The following is a 21,753-nucleotide window of genomic DNA, read 5'->3' on the forward strand; positions in this document are numbered from 1 at the left end:
GGGGCGCGGTGCGCCCATCGTCCGTACGGACGACGAGGGCCGGGCGGGCTCTCCCTAGACTGCGTTCCAAGATCAAACGCAGGAGAACGATGATGGCGGGTCCCGTAGCGCCGCAGGCGGCATTCGATTACCGGGGCAAGGTGGTGCTGGTGACCGGCGGCACCAAGGGCGTCGGCGCGGGCATTGCCCGCTCCTTCCTGGCGGCTGGCGCCCATGTGGTGGTGTGCGGGCGCAACGCGCCGGAGAGCCTGCCCGCGGTGGGCGACGCGGTGGCGGAGTTCATCCCGGCGGACGTGCGCGCGGCGGAATCCCTCGATGCGTTGTTCGCGGCGATCCGTGAGCGCCACGGCCGCCTCGACGTGCTCATCAACAATGCGGGCGGCGCGCCCTTCGCGCTGGCCGACAAGGCTTCGCCGCGTTTCCACGAGGGGATTATCCGCCTCAACCTGATTGCGCCCCTCAACGTGGCCCAGCAGGCCAACGCCCTGATGCAGGACGGGGAGGGCGGCACCATCGTCTTCATCGGCAGCATCAGCGCGCTGCGCGCCTCGCCGGGCACGGCGGCCTACGGCGCGGCCAAAGCGGGCGTGCTGTCCCTGGCCAAATCGCTGGCGGTGGAGTGGGCGCCGAAGGTGCGCGTGGTGGCGATCAGCCCGGGCCTCGTGCACACGGAGCAGTCGCACCTGCACTACGGGGACGATGCCGGCATTGCCGCCGTGGCAGCGACGATTCCGGCCGGCCGCCTGGCGACCCCGGAAGACATCGGCAGTGCCTGCCTCTTCATCGCCTCGCCGCTGGCCAGCTACGCGGGCGGCAGCAACCTGCTGCTCGACGGCGGCGGCGAGCGGCCGGCTTTCCTCGCGGCAACGTCCGCCCACAACTGAACACGCCGGATGCCGCGTCCATCGCCCTTGGCTGCGGACGCGCCGGCACACCCTCAACACGAGCAGGAGACGAACTTGGCTGAACAGGAATGGATGTCCGAAGTGCGTGCCAAGGTGGGTCGCGAGTACGGTCGCGTCTACGCCTGGGACGAAGTCAATGCGCCGATGATCCGGCAATGGTGCGAGGTGATGGGGGTCGATAACCCCCTCTATACCGACCCGGCCTTCGCCGCGACCACCGAGCACGGCGGCATCGTGGCGCCGCCGGCGATGCTGCAGGCCTGGTGCCTCGAAGGCCTGCATATGAACAACTACCCGCCGGGCTCCACCAGCGAGAACCCCTACGAGGTGCTCAAGCTGATGGAGGCCCACGGCTACGGCTCGGTGGTGGCGGTCAATTCCGACCTGAGCTTCGAGCGCTACGTGAAGCCGGGCGAGCGCCTGTACTACACCACCCGCCTCGACGCGGTGGGCGAGGAGAAGACCACCGCGCTCGGCACCGGCTACTTTGTGACCCTGGTGATGAGCTTCTTCTCGGAGAAACCGACGGGCGACGAAAAGGTCGGTTCGCTGCTGTTCCGGGTCTTCAAGTTCCGGCCGGCCAACCCGGTCAAGCCGGCTAAGGAGGGCGACGCCGCGCCGGCCGTGCCGAAGTACAAGCGCGCCAAGCCCGGCATCAGCGACGACACCCGTTTCTTCTGGGACGGCTGCAAGGCCGGCAAGCTGCTGATCCAGCGCTGCACCAGTTGCGGCACCCTGCGCCATCCGCCGGGGCCGGTGTGCGTGAAGTGCCATTCCTTCGAGTGGGACAGCGTGGAGGCGGCCGGCACCGGCACGATCCATTCCTTTGTGGTGATGCACTACCCGGAGGTGCCGCCCTTTGACTACCCGAACCCCATCGGCCTGATCGAACTGGACGAGGGCGTGCGCCTGGTGGCGGGCCTGGTTGGCGTGAAGCGCGACGAGATCCGCATCGGCCAGCGGGTGAAGGTGGAGTTCAACACCTTTGACGACGGGGAGCTGACGCTGCCCCAGTTCCGTCCCGTCGAGCCCTGAGGAGCCGCCATGGACTTTCAACTGAACGAGGACCAGCGCGCCATCGCCGACATGGCCGGCGGACTGTTCGCCGACTTTTGCACCGACGAGCGGATGCGTGCCTTCGACACCGCCAGCCAGCCTTTCATGGCCGACCTGTGGGGCCAGTGCGTGGAGACCGGCTTGCATGGGCTGGCGATTCCCGAAGAAGCCGGCGGCCTCGGCCTCGGCATGACCGAGCTGATGCTGGTGCTGGAAGCCCAGGGCCGCGCGCTGGCGCCGGTACCGCTGTGGCGGCACCAGCTGGCCGCCGCCACGCTGGCGCGCTTCGGCGGCGCGGCGGGTGTCGAAACGGCCCAGGCGGCGGCTTCCAATAGTCTGCTGATCACGCTGGCGCTGGACGGCTTGGCATCTTCCCGCCCGGTTGGCTTGCGGCTGACTCGCAGCGGTGACGGCTTCCGCCTCGACGGGGTGGCCAGCGCGGTGCCGCTGGGCGCCGAAGTCTGCCGTGCGCTGCTGCTGGCGCAGGGCGAGGCGGGTGTGTGCCTGGTGAGCGTGGATCTGCGTGCACCGGCCGGCATCGACAAGGTGCCGGGCGTGTTCACGAACGGCGAGCCGGTGGCCGATCTGCGCTTCGACGGCTTCGCGCTGGGCGCTGACGCGGTGTTGCCGCCGGCTGCGCTGGCCTGGCTGGAGCCGCGCGCCATCGCCGCCCTGGCGGCGCTGCAACTGGGCGTCAGTGCCGAGCAGGTGCGCCGCACGGTGGGCTATGTGAGCGAGCGGCGCCAGTTCGACCGGGCGATCGGCAGCTTCCAGGCGGTGCAGATGAGCCTCGCCGATGCGCACATCGCCATCGAGGCGCTGCGTTCGGCCCTGTGGCAGCTCGTCTATCGCCTCGACGTCGGCCTGCCGACGGCGCCGGAAGCCCTGGCCACGCGCTACCTCGCCTGCGAGACCGGCCATTCGGTCGGCCACAAGGCGCAGCACGTGCATGGGGGCATCGGCGTCGACCTGACCTACCCGATCCACCGCTACCTGTACTGGAGCCGCGCGCTGGGCCTCGCCCTCGGCGGCCCGGCCGCGACCCTCGAACGCCTTGGCGACTGGCTCGCCGACAACGACACGCTGGGATGGAAATATGACCTCGAAGAAAACCCGACGCTTTGACGAAGTGCGCCCCGGCGAAAGCCTGCCGGACCTGGCGATCCCGATCACCGTGGCGCTGGTGGCCTCCGGCGCCATCGCGACCCGCGACTACTTTCCCGGCCACCACGACCTGCAGGCCGCTCGCGAACTCGGCTCGCCGCACATCTTCATGAACATCCTGACCACCAGCGGCCTCGCGCAGCGCTACGTGGAAGCGTGGGCCGGCCCGCTGGCCTGCTTCAAGGACCTGAAGATCAAGCTCGGCGCGCCCAACTATCCGGGCGACACGATGACCTTCAGCGGCGAGGTGCTGGCCACCGATCCGGCGCGCCGCACGGTGGACGTGGCGCTGAAGGGCAAGAACTCCATGGGCAACCACGTGACCGGCACGGCCACGCTGGTGCTGCCCTGATCCGCGGGAGCACAGCAGATGAACGATATGTCGATTTCCGGCCGCGCCGCCATCGTTGGCCTGGGCGCTACCGAATTCTCCAAGAACTCCGGCCGCACCGAGCTGCGCCTGGCCATGGAGGCCACGCTGGCGGCCCTCGCCGACGCGGGCATCGAGCCCTCGGAGGTGGACGGCTTCAGCTCCTACACCATGGACAAGGTGCCCGATTACGAGATCGCGCGCCTCCTGGGTAGCAAGAACGTCCGCTTCTTCTCGCAGATTCCCCACGGCGGCGGCGCGGCCTGCGCGCCGGTGGTCCATGCGGCGATGGCGGTGGCCACCGGCCTCGCCAAGACGGTGGTGGTGTGGCGCGCGATGAACGAGCGCTCCTGGTACCGTTTCGGGGCGCCCCATGACTTCGGCGGGGCGCCGGTGTTCGATGCGGTGAACTACGGCTGGTACATGCCTCACGGTTTCCACACGCCGGCGGCGTGGGTGGGCATGTTTGCGCAGCGTTACATGCACACCTACGGCGCCACATCGGAGGACTTCGGCCGGGTGGCGGTGGCGGTGCGTGATTTTGCGGCGACGAATCCGGCGGCCTTCTTCTACGGCAAGCCGATCACGCTGGAAGAGCACCAGGCCTCGCGCTGGATTGCCGAGCCGCTGCACCTGCTGGACTGCTGCCAGGAATCCGACGGCGCGGTGGCGATGGTGATCACCTCCGCCGAGCGCGCGAAGGATCTGCGCCAGAAACCGGTGATCGTGAAAGCGGGCTCCCAGGGCATTACCGAGGGCCAGCAGAGCATGACCTCCTTTTACCGTGACGACATCACCGGCCTGCCGGAGATGGGCGTGGTGGCAAAGGAGCTGTACGCCCAGTCCGGCCTTGGCCCGGATGCTTTCCAGACGGCGGTGATCTACGACCACTTCACGCCCTTCGTGCTGCCGCAGCTGGAGGAGTTCGGCTTCTGCAAGCGCGGCGAGGCGAAGGAGTTCATCCGCGCCGGCCAGCACGCCCGCGGCGGCAGGCTGCCGATCAACACCCACGGCGGCCAGCTCGGCGAGGCCTACATCCACGGCATGAACGGCGTGGCGGAGGCGGTGCGCCAGGTGCGCGGCACCGCGGTGAACCAGGTGGCGGACGTGGAGAACGTGCTGGTGACCGCCGGCACCGGCGTACCGACCAGCGGCCTGATTCTCGGCACGGCCTGAGGAGGAAGCACGATGTTCGTCGATCTGACCCCCGAACAGCGGGCCCTGCGCCTCAAGGTGCGGGACTATTTCCAGAACCTCATGACGCCGGAACTGCGCGCCAGCCTGCGCGGCAAGGAAGGCGGCGACGAGTACCGCGCCACCATCCGCCGGATGGGGCGCGACGGCTGGCTGGCGGTGGGCTGGCCCAAGGCCCACGGCGGCCAGGGCTATGCGGCCACCGAGCAGCTGATCTTCTTCGAGGAAGCCAACATCGCCGGGGCGCCGCTGCCCTTCGTGACGATCAGCACCGTCGGCCCCGCGCTGATGGAGTTCGGCACGGAACTGCAAAAGCGCAAGTTCCTGCCGGGCATTGCCGCCGGCGAGATCATCTTCGCGATCGGCTACTCCGAACCCGGCGCCGGCAGCGACCTGGCGGCGCTGAAGACCACCGCGCGGCCGGATGGCGATCACTTCGTGGTGAACGGCAACAAGCTGTGGACTTCCGGCGCCGAGGCGGCGGACTTCATCTGGCTGGCCGCCCGTACCGATACGGACTTGCCGCGCCATAAGGGCGTGTCGATCCTGATCCTCGACACCACGCTGCCCGGCTTCTCCCATACGGTGATCCCGACCTGCAGCAATCCCACCGCCGCCACCTATTACGATAACGTGCAGGTGCCGGCCGACATGCTGGTGGGCGAGCTGAACGGCGGCTGGAAGCTGATCACCGCCCAGCTCAACCACGAGCGCCTGGGCCTGGGTTCGTGGTCCGACAAGGTGGCCGGGCTGTTCCGCCGGGTGTACCTGTGGGCGCGCAGCCAGGACGAGGCGGGTGCCCGCGCGGCGGACAAGCCCTGGGTGCGCAGCCTGCTTGCCGAGTGCTATGCGCGCCTGGAGGCGATGCGCCTGATCAACTTCCGCATTGCGGCGGACCTGGAGCGTGGGCAGATGGACGTGGCGTTGGCGTCCACGACCAAGGTCTATGGCTCCGAGTCGTCCATCGAGATCCTGCGCAAGTTGTCGGAGGTGGTGGGCTGCAGCGGCGCGGTGCGCGCCGGCTCGGCCGCCGCGGCCCTGCTTGGCGAGCTGGAATATGAACTGCGTGCATCGGTGACGCTGACCTTCGGCGGCGGCACCAACGAGATCCAGCGCGGGCTGATTGCCCAGTTCGGTCTCGGCATGCCCCGCGCCATGTGATGGCGCGGTGGATGAGAGGAGAGAGCGATGAGTGAGATGGACGCGTTCCGCGCGGAAACCCGCGCCTGGCTGGACGTCAACTGCCCGCCGTCCATGCGCACCCCGACGCCGGATGGCGGGCTGGTGTGGGGCGGCCGTCAGGTGGACTTCCAGTCGGAAGAGCAGCGCCTGTGGTTCGAGCGTATGCGCGACAAGGGCTGGTTCTGCCCAGACTGGCCGGAAGCCTACGGCGGCGGAGGGCTGAACCCGGAGCAGAACGCCATTCTGGAGGCCGAGATGCGGCGTATGCGCTGCCGGCCGCCGCAGATCAACCTGGGTATCTGGATGCTCGGGCCGGTGCTGCTGGAGTACGGCAGCGAGGAACAGAAGCAGCGCTTCCTGAGGCCGATGGCGCGCGGCGAGATCCGCTGGTGCCAGGGCTTCTCGGAGCCCAACGCCGGCTCGGACCTGGCCAGCCTGAAGACCACCGCCCGCGACGCCGGCGACCATTACGTGATCGACGGCAGCAAGATCTGGACGTCTTACGGTGACAAGTCGGACTGGATGTACGCGCTGGTGCGCACCGATCCGCACGCGCCGAAGCACCTGGGCATCAGCCTGATCGTGCTCGACATGCGTTCGCCGGGCGTCAGCGTGGCACCGATCGACCTGATCAGCGGCAAGTCGGCCTTCTGCCAGGTGTTCTTCGACGGCGTGAAGGTGCCCAAGGACCAGCTGATCGGCCCCCTCAACGGTGGCTGGACGCTGGCCAAGCGGCTGTTGCAGCACGAGCGCAAGGCGATGTCCAAGTTCGGCGAGATCAGCCTGCCGACGCACTTCCACCTGTTGCCGCTGATCGAGCGCTACGTGCCGGCGTCCACGCGCCCAGCCGACGTGGCCCTGCGCGCCCGCGCCAGCGCGGTGGCGATGGACGAGCATGCCTACGCGCTCACCGTGCAGCGCATGGGGGAGGAAGCCCGTGTCGGCCGCGACGTGTCGGGCCTGATGGCGATCATGAAGCTGGTGCACACCGAGCAGGAGCGCGACAAGTTCGAGGTGCTGCTCGATGCCCTCGGCCACCGTGCGCTGGGCTGGGAGTGCGATGAGTTCACTGAGCAAGAAAAGGCCATCACCAAGGGCTGGTTGGGCAGCTTCGCGCTGACGATTTCCGGCGGCGCCTCCGAGATCCAGCTCAACGTCATCGCCAAGCGGGTGCTCGGATTGCCCGATGGCAAACAGGGAGACAAGCAGTCATGAGTCTGATCCTCAACGAAGAGCAGCGCCTGCTCGCCGACACCGCGCGGGAATTCCTCTCCGCGCGCAGCCCGGTGACGGCCCAGCGCCGCCTGCGTGACGAGCGCGTGGCGGAGGGCTTCGACGCCAAACTGTGGCAGGACATCGCCGGCCTTGGGTGGACCGGTATTCCGTTCGGCGAGGAGTCCGGCGGGCTGGCTTTCGGCTACCAGGGCCTCGGCCCGGTGTTCGAAGAGATCGGCCGCAACCTGAGCGCGACGCCGTTGCTGTCGTCGGTGGTGCTGGCCGGCTCGCTGCTGGAACAGGCTGGGTCGCAGGCCCAGCGCGAGGCCTGGCTGCCAGCGCTCATCGCCGGTGAAAAGCGCCTGGCACTGGCGGTGGATGAGCAGGTTCGCCACGACCCGTCGGCCATCGCCTTGACGGCCGTGGCCGACGGCGACGGTCTGCGGCTGGACGGCGAGAAGGTGTTCGTGGTCGATGGCGTGGGTGCGGATGGCTGGCTGGTGGTGGCCCGCGAGGGTGCGGATCTCGGTCTGTTCCTGGTGGAAGCCGGTACGCCGGGTGTCACCGTGATGCAGACCGGCCTGGTGGACTCGCGCAACCATGCGCGCCTGCGTCTGGACGGCGTGCGCCTGCCGGCGTCGGCGCGGATCGGCGCGGCGGGAGAAGCGGCGGCGGTTCTCGATGCGGCCCTCGACCGTGGGCGCCTGTGCCAGGCGGCGGAGCTGCTCGGCGCGTCGGCGAAGCTCTTTGAGCTGACGTTGGAGTACCTGAAGACCCGCGTGCAGTTCGATGCGCCCATCGGTTCCTTCCAGGCCCTGCAGCATCGGGCGGCCTGGTGCCATGTGCACCTGGAACTGGCGCGCAGCACGGTGATGGCCGGCTTCGCGGCCCTCGACGACGCCAAATGCGGTGCGGACGAACGGGCGCGGCTGGCCAGCCTGGCCAAGTGGAAGGCCGGCGAAACGGCCCACCGGGTCAGCAACGAGGCGGTGCAGATGCACGGCGGCATCGGCGTGACCGACGAGCTGGATGTGGGCCTGTACCTGAAGCGCATCCGCGTCGCCCAGGCCTGCCTGGGGGATGGGGACTTCCACAGCCAGCGCTACGCGGCGCTTACCGGCGAGGGCTGAGATGAATCGGCGCGGCGCAGCAGTGACAGCGACAAGGAGCAGACCATGAGCCGACTCGCAGCCGCGCTGCTGCCGCCCGCGCCGAGCCGCGATGCGCTGCTGGAGCGCCACGGCGAGCGCTACAAGTGGTGGGCGCTGGCGGTGGTGGCCTGCGGCATCATCGCGGCGGTGTTCTCCACCACCAGCTTCAGCGTGGCGGTGCCGGCGATGGGGGCCTACTTCGGCATGGGCCAGGACCGGGTCCAGTGGGTTATCACCGGTTACATGGCGGCGATGACCGTCGCCATGCTGCCGACGCCGTGGCTGCTCGACCGCTACGGCTTCCGGCAGGTTTTTCTCGGCACGGTGCTGTTCCTGGCGGTGAGCAGCGTGGCGGGCTTCCTCGCCACGGACTTCGCGACGACGGTGGCGATACGCATCGTGCAGGGCGCGGCGGCGGGCATCCAGCAGCCGCTGGCGATGATCGTGGTGATGCGCCTGTTTCCGCCCGGCAGCCAGGGCAGGGCATCGGGGCTGCTGAGCTTCGGCATCGTGCTGGCGCCGGCGGTGGCGCCGACCCTGGCCGGCATGCTGCTGGACCGCTACGGCTGGCAGGCGATCTTCCTCCTCAACGTGCCGTTCTGCCTGATTGCCGGCGTGCTGGCCATGCATTTGCTGGCCCGTGCCGACGAGACCCTGCGGCGGCCCTTCGACTGGTACGGTGTGGCGCTGCTGAGCGTGCTGACGCTGGTGCTGATCGAATGGGTGGCCGGCTTGCGCGAGGCGGGGCCGCTGGCGACCGCGAGCCTTGTTGAAGCGGCGGTGGTGGCCTTGAGCGGCACGCTGTTCGTGCGCCATGCGTCGCGGGCCAAGGCGCCGATCTTCGCGCTGAGCCTGTTCCATGAGCGCTCGTTTGCGATGGGCATCGTGGTGTCCTTCGCCTACGGCGTCGGCGTGTATGCGTCCACCTACCTGATCCCGGTGTTCCTGCAGAACGCGCTGGGCTACCAGGCGACACCTGCGGGCCTGGCGCTGATGCCGTCCGGCTTTGCGCTGGCGGTGACGATCCCGCTGGCCGGCATCCTCGCCGACCGCCATTCGCCGCGCTGGATCACCGTGGGCGGCTTGCTGCTGTTCGGCCTGTCATTCCTGTTCTTCGCGATGCGCGGCAAGGCCATCAGTTACGGCGAGCTGCTGTGGGTGACGGTGGCCGGGCGCATCGGCCTGGGGCTGATCATCCCGGCGCTGACGTTGGCCACGCTGCGCCACCTGCAGCCGCGCCAGCTCGGCGAGGCGTCGATGGTCAACAACTACATCCGCCAGCTTGGTGGCGTGCTGGGCATTGCGATCGTTGCGGTGTTCGTGGAGTGGCGGCTGGCCGTGCATGGGCAGGGCCCGGCAGGCGTGGATGCGGCCTATTCGGAGGCTTTCCTGTTTCTCACTGGGACTTTCCTGGTTGCGACGGTGGCGGCGCTGCGCATGAAGCCGCGTGAGGATGCCGCGGCGCGGTGAGCGGCTGCGATCTCAGGGCTTGGCCGCGGACAGCCAGCGGAGCACGGCGGCGTAAAGCGCGGATGGCTCGACCGGCTTGGCCAGGTGGTCGTTCATGCCGGCTTCCAGGCAGCGTTGGCGGTCCTCGTCGAAGGCATTCGCCGTCATCGCAATGATCGGCGTTGCCCCGTGGCCGGGCTGCCGGCGGATCGCGCGGGTGGCGTCGAGACCGTTCAGGCGCGGCATCTGCATGTCCATCAGGATCAGCGCGTAGATGTGCAGGCTGGTCATCTCCACGGCCTCGGCGCCGTCCGTTGCCATGTCCACGCGCAGGCCGGCTTGTTCGAGCAGCTCATGGGCGATCTCGCGGGTGACCGGCTCGTCCTCTACCAGCAACACACGGGCGCCCGCGTATTCCGTGCGCAGCCGCAGTTCGGCATCAAGGCCGCACCCCATGTCCGGCGTGCCGACGGTCTGTCGCTTGTCGAGGGGCAGGATCAGCCAGAACGTGCTGCCTGAACCGGGCTCGCTGTCGACGCCCAGCGAGCCGTTCATCAGCTGTGCGAGACGCTTGCTGATTGCCAGCCCCAGGCCGGTTCCGCCGTATTTTCGGGTCATCGAGCCGTCGGCCTGCTCGAAGGCCTTGAACAGCCGGCTTTGCTCTTCGGCGGTGATGCCGATGCCCGTGTCGGTGACAGCGATGTGCAGCCGGGCGTGGGTCGGCGTGTCCTCTAGGCAGCGTATCGCGATCGTTACCGAGCCGTGCTCCGTGAATTTGATTGCGTTGCCCACGAGGTTGAGAAGGATCTGGCCGAGCCGCAGGGGGTCGCCTTCAAAATGCATCTGTCTCAGGGGTTCGGCCATGTCGACGCGCAGTTGCAGGCCCTTGTCTTCGGCCTGCTTGCCGATCAGCGAGAGGAGATCGCCGACCACATCGCGTAGTGCGAAGGGCGTGCGTTCCAGCACCAGGCGGTCCGCCTCGATCTTCGACAGGTCGAGGATGTCGTTGATGACCTGCAGAAGGTGGCGGGATGCCTGGCCTATCTTCGCCAGGCGGTCCTGCTGGCGCGGCGAGCTTGCTTCGCGCAGGGCCAGGCTGGTCATGCCGAGGATGGCGTTCATCGGCGTGCGCAGCTCGTGGCTCATGTTGGCGAGGAACATGCTCTTGGCGCGGCTGGCTGCTTCGGCGGCTTCCCGCTGGTCGCGGGTGCGCAGGGTCTCGATGCCGAAGCCGAGGTTGCGGGCCAGCTCTTCGAGCAGCACCACTTCCTGTGGTTTGAAGAAGTCCCGGTCGGCGGCGTAAAGGGTCAGGGCGCCTAGGGTCGTGTGGGAGACGTTGAGGGGCAGGGCGATGCTGGAGCGGAAGCCGGACTGGTTGCCATAGGTGCGCCACGGCGCCATCCGTGGGTTGGTCTGGAAATGCTGGATGATCTGCGTGGTGCCGGTTCGCACGGCCGTGCCGGTCGGCCCGCGCCCGATGGGGAGGGCTTCGTCCCACGATACGCGGATGTTCGACAGGTATTCGTCGGCGTGCTCGCCGAACTGGGCGACAGGGCGCACGCTGCGCGCCTCGTCCTGTTCGCTGAAGCCGACCCACACCATCTGGTAGCCACCGGTTTCGACGATCAGGCGGCACACGTCGGACAGGAGTTGCGCCTCGCTCTGGGCAGAGAACAAGACCAGGTTGCAATCGCTCAGCAGGCGCAGGGCACGGTTGAGGCGGAACTGTTCGCGGACTGAATCGATGCGTTCCTGGTCAAGCTGGTGCAGCCGTTCCTGGGTGTCGGCCAGCCGGTCGAGCACGCTGCCTTCCGCTCCGGCCGGGCGCGGTAGCGGGCTGCGGCCGAGTTCCGCGATGGCGGTATAGACATCGAGCACCGAGCCCCCAAGGATCTTCTTCTGGCGGCGATGGACGCTGCGGACCAGGGCCACCAGCAGGAGCAGCATCAGGCCAAAGGCGGAGCGGACCTGGATGGCCTGGTCCTGTGCGGCTTGCACATCCTTCAGCGTGCGCTGGTCGAGCATTTTTTCGAATTCGCCGATCGGCGTCATGATCCCCGCCTTGGCCCGATGGTAGGCCGCGTCGTGGAGCATCAGGATGGCCTGTTCGCGTTGGGCCGGCCGGGCGTGTGTGCCGGTCTCGATCAGGGTCATCGCCGCGATTTCGGTGCGGGTCAGCGCGTCGGACTTGACCTTGGCCTCCTGCAGTTTGGCGAACTCCTCGTCGGAGACGCCGGCGCGGCGCAGCAGGGTCATCAATGGCACTGCCTCGCCGGTGGCCCGAGGGCGGCGGTCGTCGGTCAGGACTAGATCCCAGTAGATGCTATTGTCGTAGTTGGCCGGGCGGGCGCGGCGGCCATCGCGGATGTCGAGGATTTCCTGGTAGTGGGTCTTGTAGCGCGGGTCGCCGGTGACGATATAGGTTCGCACCATGCGCGTCAGGTCGTCGGAGGACTGGCGTAGTTCCTCGGCCAGCCGGAAGGACTGCTGGCGCAGCTCATTGGCCCGGTCGACCTGCTTCTCAGCCCGAACGTAGAACACGAAGGTCATCACCATCACGATGAACAAGCCGAGCGTCAGCCAGATGTGGCTGGAAAACCTGGGCAGGGTGCCTTGGGCTGACGGCATACGGGTGATGGCGTGTGCGATGGATCGGTCTGGGCAGGGGACGAAAACATTATCACCGATATGGGCATGCCGACGCTGTGCCGGAATGTGTCCGGTAACGTGTCCGGGCGGTGCGGTCCATCCTCCGCACCGCCCGGGGGAGCAATGTCCCCGCTCAGACGGCCAGGCCGGCCTTGAAGCCCGAGGCGAGGGCGCCTTCGATGTAGCCGATGGCGGCACCGTCACCGATGGCGGTGACCGGGATGCCGGTCTCTTCCAGCGCGCGGGCCAGGCGGTCGTCCGGGCGGGCGCCAACGGCGAGCACCACCGATTCGACGGCCAGGTTGTGCTCGGCGCCGTCGGCGTCGGTGTAGCGCAGGGCCTTGCGGTCGATGGCGCTTACCTTGACGTTGGTGAGCAGCTCCGCGCCGTGCTGGCGCAGGCCGTCGAGCACCCGCCAGCGGCGCACGATGGACAGCTCGCGGCCGAGGTTCGGGCCTTCTTCCAGTACCGTCACGCGGCGGCCCCGGTCCACCAGGAACTCGGCCAGCTCCAGCCCGACCAGCCCACCGCCGATGATGGCGACGCTTTTGCCGAGGGGCATCCACAGGCGCGACAGGTTCTGGATGGCGTCGGTGCTGTCGGTCACGCCGGCCAGGCTGCCGGCCTTCATCAGCGCGCGCTGGGCGAAGGACAGCTTGCGCTTGGCGATCTCGTCGGCGCGGTCGTCGGTCATCAGGCGGCGCAGCTCGTCGCCGGACCACACGTGGTCCTGCTCGGCGCCGGGGATGTCCGGCGCGTTACGCTCGGCGCCCGCGGCGACGATCACCGCATCGGCTCGCAGGCTGCGCAGCAGATCAGGCGTGGCGGCGGTGTTGAGGCGGACCTCGATGGGCAGCCGGCGCACCTGTTCGACGAGATAGTCGAGCAGCACGCCGTTCTCGGCGTAGGCCAGGCCGGCGAAGAACAAGGTGCCGCCAAGGCGCGCGCTGCGTTCGACGAGGGTGACCCGATGTCCGCGCAGGGCTGCCACGCGGGCGGCCTCCATGCCAGCCGGGCCGCCACCGACCACCACCACGTGACGCGCTGTGGCGGCCGGTTCGATAAGGGTTTCGAACTCATGGCCGGTGAGGGGATTGACCGCGCATTTGACGCGCTGGTTGACGAAGATCTGGCTGACGCAGGCGTAGCAGTAGATGCACGGGCGGATGTCCTGCGGCCGGCCGGCGATCAGCTTGTTGGGCAGCTCCGGGTCGGCTAGCAGCTTGCGCGCCATGGCGACGAAGTCGCACTGGCCGGCACCGATGGCGGTGTCGGCCACTTCCGGCTCCAGCCGCCCGACGGCGATCACCGGGATGCGCAGTTCGGCCTTGATCTCGGCGGTCCAGTGCAGAAAACCGGCCTTCTGCTGGACCAGCGGCGCCTCGGTGAAGGCCACGCCGGTGCTGGTGTTGGCATAGGCCGACACGCTGACCGCGTCGGCGCCGGCGGCTTCCGCGAGGCGGGCCACGGCCTTGGCGTCGTCCAGCGTGATGCCGCCGGGGGTGCGCATCTCCTCGGCGTCGATGCGCAGCCACACCGGGAAGTCGGCGCCGACGCGGGCGCGTACCGCGGCGATCACCTCCAGCAGCAGGCGGGCGCGGTTCTCCAGCGGGCCGCCGTAGTCGTCGTCGCGGCGGTTGTAGTAGGGCGACAGGAAGCCGGCCAGGATGTAACCGTGCCCCGCGTGGAGTTCGACACCGTCCATGCCGGCGCGCTTGGCGCGCTCGGCGGCGGCCGCGAACCATTCGACCATCTGGGCGATGTCGGCGCGGTCCATCACGCGGATCTTCACGCCGCCGGACTCGCGGCTCTTGCTGGAGCTGATGAAGGCGCCGAGTTCCTCGCGGGTGAGGGCGTTCATCATGTCGGTCTTGAAGGCCGGCGGGATGGACGGCACCCACAGCTCGCGCCCTTCAGCCATGTCGCGCACCGAGGTCTTGCCGGCGTGCTGGAGCTGCATGGCGATCTTGGCGCCGTGGTGGTGGATCCGCTCGGCAAGGGCTGACAGGCCGGGGATGAACTTGTCGTCGGAGACGCCGACCTGGAAGGGCTCGGCGGTACCGGCCGGGTAGGCAATGGCACAGACGCCCATGATCAGCAGGCCGGCACCGCCGGCCGCGCGGGCTTCGTAGTAGGCCTGGATGCGCTCGCCGCAGAAGCCGCCGGGCTCGGCGAAGTTGGAGCCCATCGGCGCCATCACGATGCGGTTGCGCAGCGTCAGCCCGCCGATGCGGCCGGGTTGCAGCAGGTTGTCGAAATCAGCCATGGCGGATCAGCCCTTGTTCAGGAAGTCGAGGCAGCTGCGGTTGAACAGCTCGGTATGCTCCACCTGCACCCAGTGGCCGCAGCGGTTCAGCATGATGATGCGGGCGTTCGGCGCGTGGGCGAGGATCTTCAGCGCGCCGGAGGCCGGGTTGAAGTTGTCGTCGGTGCCCCAGAAGCCGAACACCGGGCAGCGCAGCTCGTGCAGGCGCTCGGTCATGTTGGGCACCATCATCGTCGAGAACAGGTTGGCCGGCTGGGTCACCGCCACGGCGGCCCGTTCGGCGAGCATGGCTTCCTCCAGCTGGCTGGCGTCGTAGAGCTGCAGGCTCATCACGTGGCGCATTTCTTCCACGCCCATCGGGCCCGCATTGTAGGTCTCGACCATGCGGACGATGCCCGGCATGCGGAAATAGGTTTCGCGCTCCTCGACACCGCCGGGCGCCATCAGGATCAGCTTTTCCACGCGCTCCGGGTGGGCCAGCGCCGCGCCCAGGGCAATGGCGCCGCCGAGGGAGTTACCCAGCAGCGTGCAGCGGTCGATGCCGAGGGCGTCGAGGAAGCCGCGCAGGCAGGACACGAAGAAATCCAGGTCGTAGCGGACGTCCGAGGGCTTGTCGGAACGGCCGAAGCCCGGCAGGTCCAGCACCAGGTTGCGGAATCCCGCTTCCGCGAATGCCGGGTAGTTCCCCTTGAAGTTGCTATAGCCGCTGGCGCCGGGGCCGCTGCCGTGCAGCCATACGACGACCGGGCCGCGGCCGATGTCCAGGTAGTGCAGGCGCAGGCCGCCGGGTAGCTCGGCGAAGCGGTCGAGAGGAAGCGGAAGGTCGTGGGATGTCATCGCGATGGGTCTCCTGTTGGCGCCGCCGATGGGCCGGATTGCGGCCCGGGGCGGAGGTCTGCGCGGATGCTGCGCCCGCCGCGGAGGGCGGGCATCGTCCGTTCAGACCAGCTGTGCCATGAGGGGTGGTGCCAGCGTGATTAGTCTTTCCGGACGATGTTTGCGGCATGGGGCGCGGGAATGATGGGCACCGATGGAGCGGGCGCAGATACCGCTCCCGCATCAAGACCAACCACACCAAGCTCGACTTGACCGGGGAGACCGTGCATGAACGCTTCCGATGCACACCACAATAGCGCTGACCCACGGGGAACCCTCGTTTCCCGGGATGTCACGCAGGCCAAGCTCGATCGTCGCGCCGCCGCCGGCGCCCTGATCAAGCCCCGCGACCTGTACACCATCGCCGACCGCCTGGAGGAACAGGCAGACCGCCACGGCGAGCGGCCCTTCATCATCTACGGCGGCCAGCGCTTCAGCTACGCGGAGGTGGACGCCCGCAGCAACCAGGTGGCCCATGCAGCCTACGCCCATGGCCTGCGTGCCGGCGACGTGTGCGCGCTGGCTCTGGAGAACCGGCCCGAGTTCTTCTTCAACTGGTTCGGCCTGGTCAAGCTCGGCGTGGTGGTGGCCTTCATCAACACCCAGGTGAGCGGACGGCCGCTGGTGCATGCGCTGGAAAGCACGGGTGCGCGGGCTGCGCTGGTCGGCGATGAGTGTCTGGCCAATTTCGTGGCCACCGAGGGGCTGCCGGACCTGCTGCTGTGGCGCGTGCCGGATGCCGAGAAGCCGTTTGTGGGCGAAGGTGGCGGGATCGCCGACGCGGGCTTTGCGGAATCCGTGGCGGCCGCACCCCGCGCGCGCTTCGAGCGCAGCCAGCGGGCAGCGACCACTGCCGAGACGCCGACGCTGCTGATCTTCACGTCCGGCACCACTGGCCTGCCGAAGGCGGCGCGCTACAGCCACATGCGCTGGATGTCCTCTGGCGATGTAATGGTGGTGACTATCAACGCGACACCGGATGACGTCTTTTATTGTTGCCTGCCTCTCTACCACGGGGCGGCGGCCACCTCGGTGACATCTACGGCGTTGAAGGCCGGCGCGGCCATCGTGGTGCGCCGCAAGTTCAGCGTGCGGGAGTTCTGGCTCGATGTGCAGCGCAACGGGATCACCGTCTGCCAGTACATCGGCGAGATCTGTCGCTACCTCATCAACCAGCCGCCAAGTGCTGCCGAGCGCGACAACAGCGTGCGCTGCATGATGGGCGCCGGGCTGACGCCGGAGATCTGGCAGCGCTGGGTAGAGCGCTTCGGTCCGGTGCAGATCTTCGAGGGCTGGGGTTCCACCGAGGCCAATACAGCCTTGATCAACCTGGACGACCGCCTGGGCTCCTGCGGCCGCGTGCCCTACTGGGAGAAGACCAACTTCCGGCTGGTGCGCTACGACGTGGAGAGCGAAGCCCATCCGCGCGATGACCGCGGCTTCTACATCCTGTGCCAACCGGGCGAGGTGGGCGAGGGCATCGGCTTCATCGTGGATCACCCGGACATCGGCGGCGGCCGCTTCGAGGGCTATACGTCGGCGGAGGCCACCGAGAACAAGATCCTCCGCGATGTGTTCACCAAGGGCGATGCCTACTGGAGCTCTGGCGATCTGCTGCGCTACGACGAGGACGGCTATTTCTACTTCGTGGACCGGATCGGCGACACCTTCCGCTGGAAGAGCGAGAACGTGTCCACCCAGGAGGTCGCCGATGCGCTGTCCGACTACCCCGGCGCAGAGCTGATCAACATCTATGGCGTGCAAGTGCCCGAGCATGAAGGGCGGGCCGGGATGGCGGCGATCCTGATGCAGGATGGCCAGGCCTTCGATGCCGACGCGTTTTATGCGCTGACGGAGGAGCGCCTGCCGCGCTACGCCGCGCCGCAGTTTGTACGTGTGGCGCAGACCGCCGATCTGACCGCGTCCTTCAAGCTGCGCAAGGTGGACCTGCAGCGTCAGGGCTACGACCCGACCGCCTTCGACGATCCGCTCTATGTGCGCGACGAAAGCCAGCGCACCTATCGACCCTATTCGCCCGAAGCCCTGGCGAGCGCAGGCTTTCCTCCCTTCCGCTGATCCGATTTCGGCGGTGCTCTACGGAACGCCTCTTCGGGGGCGTTCCGCTTTTTTTCATCTAGTCCATTTGGACGATGTGAGCGGTGAAAGCGCGGCGCAAGGTATGCTCCATTGAGCCCGGAGGAGACCAGCAGGCGAGTGATGCGCACAGACGCGTTGCCGTACCGGCTGTCCGGCTTGAGAAGGTAGTTCCACATCGAGACAGGCCCCATCAGGGCCGGAGGAGAAGACCATGATCACCAAATTCTGCGTGTTGAGCCTGATCTGCGGCGCGCTGGGCGCGCTCGGCAGCCTGTTCGGCGGCCGTGACGGCGCCAGCGAGGCGCAGGCCGGCCTGTGTACCGGCCCGTCCAGCCACTGTCCTCAGCAGATTGCGATGGCCAGCGTGTCGGCCGGGCAGTTTTTCTCGATGCTGGCGCATCGCTGAAACTGCGATATTTCCGGGGCCGGGTGCAGGCCCCGGGGGCAGGGCGCTATTTTTCCGCCTTGCCCTGCATGACCATGATGGTCTGCTGCATCAAGGCGCATAGCGTCTCCTTGCCGTCCTTCAGCGCGAAGACTTCAGCCTTGGTCACGATCAGGGTTCGACCCGGACGGACGACCTGCCCTCTGGCAACCAGCTTTTCGCCATCCGCCGGCGCGAGCAGGTTCATCTTGTATTCCACCGTCAGCACCGAGGCACTGGCCGGCACCATGCTCATCGCCGCGTAGCCGGCGGCGGAGTCGGCGATCATGCCGACCACGCCGCCGTGCACGAAGCCGTGTTGCTGCTCGATGCCGCTCCAGTGCGGAACGTGGATCTCCGTCAGGCCATGCTCGACGACGGGCAGGCTCGCTTTCACCAGATGCATGGCGTTCTGCTTGTCGAAACTGGCTCGCACGCGTTCGGCGAAGTGCGGGTCGGAAATAGGGGTCACTGAACTGTCTCCTGTGTTTATCGGCTGGGCGATCGGGCAGGTTTATCCTGTCGTCGCATGCTCCGTGCTCATGTTGGTCTGGTGGCTGATTGGCGGGTTCGCCCATTAGAATGCAGCAATACGGCGCGCTCAAATGAGTTTTTCAGTGCCCAGCATGAGGAAATGGAATGTCAGTCAGCCTGTCGAGGATTCCGTCGGTCGATCTGCTACGGCGCTTCGTCGCCGTGGGGCGGCGGATGAGCATTACCTTGGCGGCGGGCGACCTCTTCCTCACTCAGTCGGCAGTCAGCCGCCAGATCCATGCGCTGGAGGCCGCCCTTGGCGTCAAGTTGTTTGAGCGGGGCCACCGCTCCATCCGCTTCACGGCGGAAGGGGAGCAGCTGTTCCTGGCCGCGGATGCCGCCATGCAGACCTTGCAGGACGCCCTCGGCGTGCTGGAAGACAGCCTGCGCCGCCGTCCGGTGACGATCACCGCCAGCATCGGTTTCGTCAGCCTGTGGCTGTTGCCCCGGCTGCGGGAGTTCCAGAGCCTGCACCCGGATGTGGAGGTGCGCCTGTCGGCGAACAACGAGGTGGTGGATCTGCGCCAGGACGGGCTCGACATTGCGATCCGCTATTGCGCTGAATCCGCAATGCCGGCGGGGGCGAGCCGCCTGTTCGGCGAGACGCTTTTCCCGGTGGCCCACCCCAGCCTGGGGCTGACCCGCCTCGACAGCCCCGCGCTGATCGAAGGCGTCACGCTGCTGGAATTCGAGGGCGAGCCGTCGCCCTGGTGGCAGTGGAGCCGCTGGCTGGAATCCCAGGGCTGGGTCGGGGTGAAGCCGAAGGGCGTACTGCGCTTCAATCTATACGACCAGGTCATCCATGCTGCCGTCGCCGGCCAGGGCATTGCACTGGGCCGTGGGCAGCTGATCGCGCCGATGCTGGCCGACGGCCGCCTGGTCGCGCTCTCGACCCCGCTGCCAGGGCCGCAGTCCGACAAGGCTCACTACCTGATCCAGCGGGACGCCGAGCCGAGCAAGCAGGTGCGGGCGCTGATCGACTGGATCCGTGCCGAGGCACGGCTTACCGACGTGGCTCCAGCCTGATCTGCCGGTAGGGCAGGTCGTCCGTCAGCGCGCCGTCGCGTAGCCAGTCCAGCGGGATGCGCCACAGGGAGTCGGCGAAACGAGCGTTGAAGAAGGCGAAGTGCCCGATCGCCTCGAGCCCGAGGGCCTCCGGCTCGAGGCGCAGGTGGGTGGACGGGCTGCGTTCGTAGTAGCGGAGCAGCCGGTGGATGGCCGGCACCGTGCCGAACTCGTCGTCGCTGGTCGATAGCGCCAGTGTGGGCGCGGTGACGCGGGCAAAGGATTCGACCAGTTGCGTGCGCGCTTCGGCCGATAGCGCCTGCGGGCCGGAGCGGTAGATGTCCTCGAAGCGCGGGTGGGGCGCGACCCAGTCGCGCACGACGCCCCGCGGCGTATCCTCCAGCCAGCCGAGCCGCTTGCCCGGAAAGTAGCCGAACACGGCGGTCAGAGCCGGCATCAGCACATGCCAGCGCAGGTACATCGCCAGCCGCTTGTGCTCGGCGTAGTCCCGCCAGTAGGCAAACTGCGAGCCCATCGTGAAAACGCGCGCGATCAGGTGGTTCGACGGTGCCATGCCGACCAGGAAGCCGCCGACGCTGTGGGCCACGACGTGGATGGGATGCCCTGCGAAGCGCTGGCTCACGAAGCGGAGCACGCCCTCGAAGTCCTTGCTGCCCCAGTCCAGCCAGCTGGCCTCGAAGCCGCGCATCCTGTGCGGCCGCGAGCCGCCGATGCCCCGGTAGTCGTAGGTGATGACGTTGAATCCCTGGCCGTGCAGAAAATCGGCAAAGCGGCTGTAGTAGCGGCTATGGACGGAGGTGGCCGGATTGATGATGACCACCGGCGCCCGGTCGTGGCTTTCTGCCACCTCGTGGATCCAAGCATGGGCGTGGAGAGGGAAGCCATCTACCGCGGGAATGTCCATCCGTAAGGGTTTGGCAGGCGTTGCTTGCATGACGGCGGCGGGTGCTGTGGATCGGGATGGCCTTGAGCCTACGGCCGACAGCCCAGGGGCTCAACCGAGTTTTTGGTCGCAACGCATTCCTGTGCGGAATGCAGGAGCTGGCACGTGGTGGAAAAGTCCGCGATGTCTGGCGCCTTGTCCGCTGGGTCACGGTGTTCCGTTGAGCTGGAAGCGGTTGCGATAGGCGCCGGGGCTCATGCCGACGCGTTGCCGGAAGAGGCGCGAGAAGGAGCTGGTGTCGGTGTAGCCGACTTCGCCGGCGATGAGGTCGACGCTCAGGTCGCCGGTTTCGAGCAGGCGGCGGGCGGCCTCGAGGCGGAGATCCTGCAGGTAGGCCAGCGGCGTCTGCTGCAGCGCGGCCTTGAAGCGCCGGATCAGCGTGCGATCGCTGACCGCCAGTGCCTGGGCGAGCTCGGAGATGCGCAGCTCTTGCGTCATGTGGCGCTGCAGCCACTGCTGGGCGCGTTCCACCAGCGCGTCGGCGTGGTCGCGTTCGGCCAGCAGCGGCAAGTAGGGCACCTGGCTGGTCTGGCTGACGTCGATCAGCATGCTGCGGGCCACCTGCGAGGCGATGGCCTGTCCGACGAAGCGCTCGATGACGCGGATCGCCTGCAGCAGGTAGGAGGCCGAGGCGCCGGCGCAGACCAGCCGTTCCGCCTCGGTGATCACCGAGCGCAGTTGCAGGTCCACCTGCGGGTAGCGGGCACGGAATTGCTGCTCCAGCCACCAAGTGGTGGTTGCGGCCTTGCCGTCGAGCAGGCCGGTCTGGGCCAGGATGAAGGTGCCGGTGCAGTTGGCGGCCACCCACGCGCCGGCCTGCCACTGGGCGACCAGCCAGGCGCAGGTGTCGGCCTGGGCGGTGAGGATCTGCTCGAACGCCTGCCGCCCGCCGTAGTGCAGGCTGGGAACAAAGACGAGGTCGTAGTGCTCGCCAGACTCCAGCTGGCGGGTTGCCAATGACAAGCCATTGCTCGCCACGGCGGGCTGGCCCGAAAGCGACACGAACTGCCACTCGAACTGCTCAGCCGCCGCGCCTTGCCGGTGCACCAGATGGGCGTTGGCGACCTGCAGGATGTCGGCAAAGCCACCGACGCTGGAGGCATGGCATTCGTCAAAGGCAAGGATGGCGGCGCGGATCATGGTTTGGCGGATTTCGCACAAAAATAGTCAGTTCCGCCACTCTACACATCAGCACCCGATTTCTAAACTGCGTTCGTATTCACTACCACCTACCGATCAGAAACGGAGCCCG

18 protein-coding genes are annotated in these 21,753 nt (G+C 67.8%); 12 read left to right on the forward strand and 6 right to left on the reverse strand.

Features of this window, described 5'->3' with window-relative positions; genetic code table 11:
* Positions 1 to 92: 92 nt before the first annotated feature.
* From ACE3RX_RS08830 to ACE3RX_RS08870, 9 genes are all read left to right on the forward strand, one after another.
* Positions 93 to 884, forward strand: coding sequence for an SDR family oxidoreductase (locus tag ACE3RX_RS08830; RefSeq protein ID WP_374482449.1), 792 nt, complete (start codon positions 93 to 95; stop codon positions 882 to 884).
* Positions 885 to 959: 75 nt separating this feature from the next.
* Positions 960 to 1,940, forward strand: coding sequence for a bifunctional MaoC family dehydratase N-terminal/OB-fold nucleic acid binding domain-containing protein (locus ACE3RX_RS08835; protein WP_374482452.1), 981 nt, complete (start codon positions 960 to 962; stop codon positions 1,938 to 1,940).
* 9 nt (positions 1,941 to 1,949) lie between these two features.
* Positions 1,950 to 3,086 (forward strand): acyl-CoA dehydrogenase family protein, encoded by a 1,137-nt coding sequence (locus ACE3RX_RS08840; RefSeq protein ID WP_374482454.1) that lies wholly within the window; start codon positions 1,950 to 1,952, stop codon positions 3,084 to 3,086.
* Entirely contained in the window at positions 3,058 to 3,477 is a 420-nt protein-coding gene (locus tag ACE3RX_RS08845; RefSeq protein WP_374482456.1) for a MaoC family dehydratase, read from the forward strand. Before ACE3RX_RS08840 ends, ACE3RX_RS08845 begins: the two co-directional genes overlap by 29 nt.
* An 18-nt stretch (positions 3,478 to 3,495) precedes the next feature.
* On the forward strand, positions 3,496 to 4,671 hold the full coding sequence (locus tag ACE3RX_RS08850; RefSeq protein ID WP_374482458.1) for a lipid-transfer protein: 1,176 nt from the start codon (positions 3,496 to 3,498) through the stop codon (positions 4,669 to 4,671).
* 12 nt (positions 4,672 to 4,683) lie between these two features.
* On the forward strand, positions 4,684 to 5,850 hold the full coding sequence (locus ACE3RX_RS08855) for an acyl-CoA dehydrogenase family protein (RefSeq protein ID WP_374482460.1): 1,167 nt from the start codon (positions 4,684 to 4,686) through the stop codon (positions 5,848 to 5,850).
* A 27-nt stretch (positions 5,851 to 5,877) separates the two neighbouring features.
* Entirely contained in the window at positions 5,878 to 7,086 is a 1,209-nt protein-coding gene (locus tag ACE3RX_RS08860) for an acyl-CoA dehydrogenase family protein (RefSeq protein WP_374482462.1), read from the forward strand.
* The gene (locus ACE3RX_RS08865) at positions 7,083 to 8,216 is read left to right on the forward strand and encodes an acyl-CoA dehydrogenase family protein (protein WP_374482464.1); all 1,134 of its coding nucleotides are present in this window, start codon (positions 7,083 to 7,085) and stop codon (positions 8,214 to 8,216) included. Before ACE3RX_RS08860 ends, ACE3RX_RS08865 begins: the two co-directional genes overlap by 4 nt.
* A 45-nt stretch (positions 8,217 to 8,261) precedes the next feature.
* Positions 8,262 to 9,707 (forward strand): DHA2 family efflux MFS transporter permease subunit, encoded by a 1,446-nt coding sequence (locus ACE3RX_RS08870; RefSeq protein WP_374482466.1) that lies wholly within the window; start codon positions 8,262 to 8,264, stop codon positions 9,705 to 9,707.
* A gap of 12 nt (positions 9,708 to 9,719) precedes the next feature.
* On the opposite strand, the gene ACE3RX_RS08875 is transcribed toward ACE3RX_RS08870, so the two are convergent.
* From ACE3RX_RS08875 to ACE3RX_RS08885, 3 genes are all read right to left on the reverse strand, one after another.
* Positions 9,720 to 12,314, reverse strand: coding sequence for an ATP-binding protein (locus ACE3RX_RS08875; protein WP_374482468.1), 2,595 nt, complete (start codon positions 12,312 to 12,314; stop codon positions 9,720 to 9,722).
* Between the two features lie 154 nt (positions 12,315 to 12,468).
* Positions 12,469 to 14,601 carry an FAD-dependent oxidoreductase gene (locus tag ACE3RX_RS08880; protein ID WP_374482470.1) on the reverse strand — a complete coding sequence of 711 codons (2,133 nt, stop codon included), beginning with the start codon at positions 14,599 to 14,601 and terminating at the stop codon, positions 12,469 to 12,471.
* Positions 14,602 to 14,607: 6 nt separating this feature from the next.
* Positions 14,608 to 15,438 (reverse strand): alpha/beta fold hydrolase, encoded by an 831-nt coding sequence (locus ACE3RX_RS08885; RefSeq protein WP_374482472.1) that lies wholly within the window; start codon positions 15,436 to 15,438, stop codon positions 14,608 to 14,610.
* Between the two features lie 267 nt (positions 15,439 to 15,705).
* Here ACE3RX_RS08885 and ACE3RX_RS08890 point away from each other — a divergent pair, with 267 nt between their 5' ends.
* Entirely contained in the window at positions 15,706 to 17,553 is a 1,848-nt protein-coding gene (locus ACE3RX_RS08890; protein WP_374482474.1) for a long-chain-acyl-CoA synthetase, read from the forward strand.
* 232 nt (positions 17,554 to 17,785) lie between these two features.
* On the forward strand, positions 17,786 to 17,980 hold the full coding sequence (locus ACE3RX_RS08895) for a hypothetical protein (protein WP_374482476.1): 195 nt from the start codon (positions 17,786 to 17,788) through the stop codon (positions 17,978 to 17,980).
* A gap of 46 nt (positions 17,981 to 18,026) precedes the next feature.
* Here the strand turns inward: ACE3RX_RS08895 and ACE3RX_RS08900 are convergent, their stop codons facing one another.
* A complete protein-coding gene (locus ACE3RX_RS08900) occupies positions 18,027 to 18,470 on the reverse strand; it encodes a PaaI family thioesterase (protein WP_374482478.1) in 444 nt (147 codons plus the stop codon).
* Between the two features lie 167 nt (positions 18,471 to 18,637).
* Here ACE3RX_RS08900 and ACE3RX_RS08905 point away from each other — a divergent pair, with 167 nt between their 5' ends.
* Complete coding sequence (locus ACE3RX_RS08905) at positions 18,638 to 19,558, forward strand: LysR substrate-binding domain-containing protein (protein ID WP_374482480.1); 921 nt, start codon at positions 18,638 to 18,640, stop codon at positions 19,556 to 19,558.
* Here ACE3RX_RS08905 and ACE3RX_RS08910 read toward each other — a convergent pair.
* Both ACE3RX_RS08910 and ACE3RX_RS08915 read right to left on the reverse strand, forming a co-directional pair.
* The gene (locus tag ACE3RX_RS08910; protein ID WP_374482482.1) at positions 19,536 to 20,492 is read right to left on the reverse strand and encodes an alpha/beta fold hydrolase; all 957 of its coding nucleotides are present in this window, start codon (positions 20,490 to 20,492) and stop codon (positions 19,536 to 19,538) included. The two genes, ACE3RX_RS08905 and ACE3RX_RS08910, sit on opposite strands and share 23 nt — an antisense overlap.
* A gap of 156 nt (positions 20,493 to 20,648) precedes the next feature.
* On the reverse strand, positions 20,649 to 21,641 hold the full coding sequence (locus tag ACE3RX_RS08915; protein WP_374482484.1) for a GlxA family transcriptional regulator: 993 nt from the start codon (positions 21,639 to 21,641) through the stop codon (positions 20,649 to 20,651).
* Positions 21,642 to 21,753: the final 112 nt, after the last annotated feature.

Origin of the sequence: Zoogloea sp., assembly GCF_041914405.1 — a bacterium.
Taxonomy (GTDB): Bacteria; Pseudomonadota; Gammaproteobacteria; order Burkholderiales; family Rhodocyclaceae; genus Zoogloea.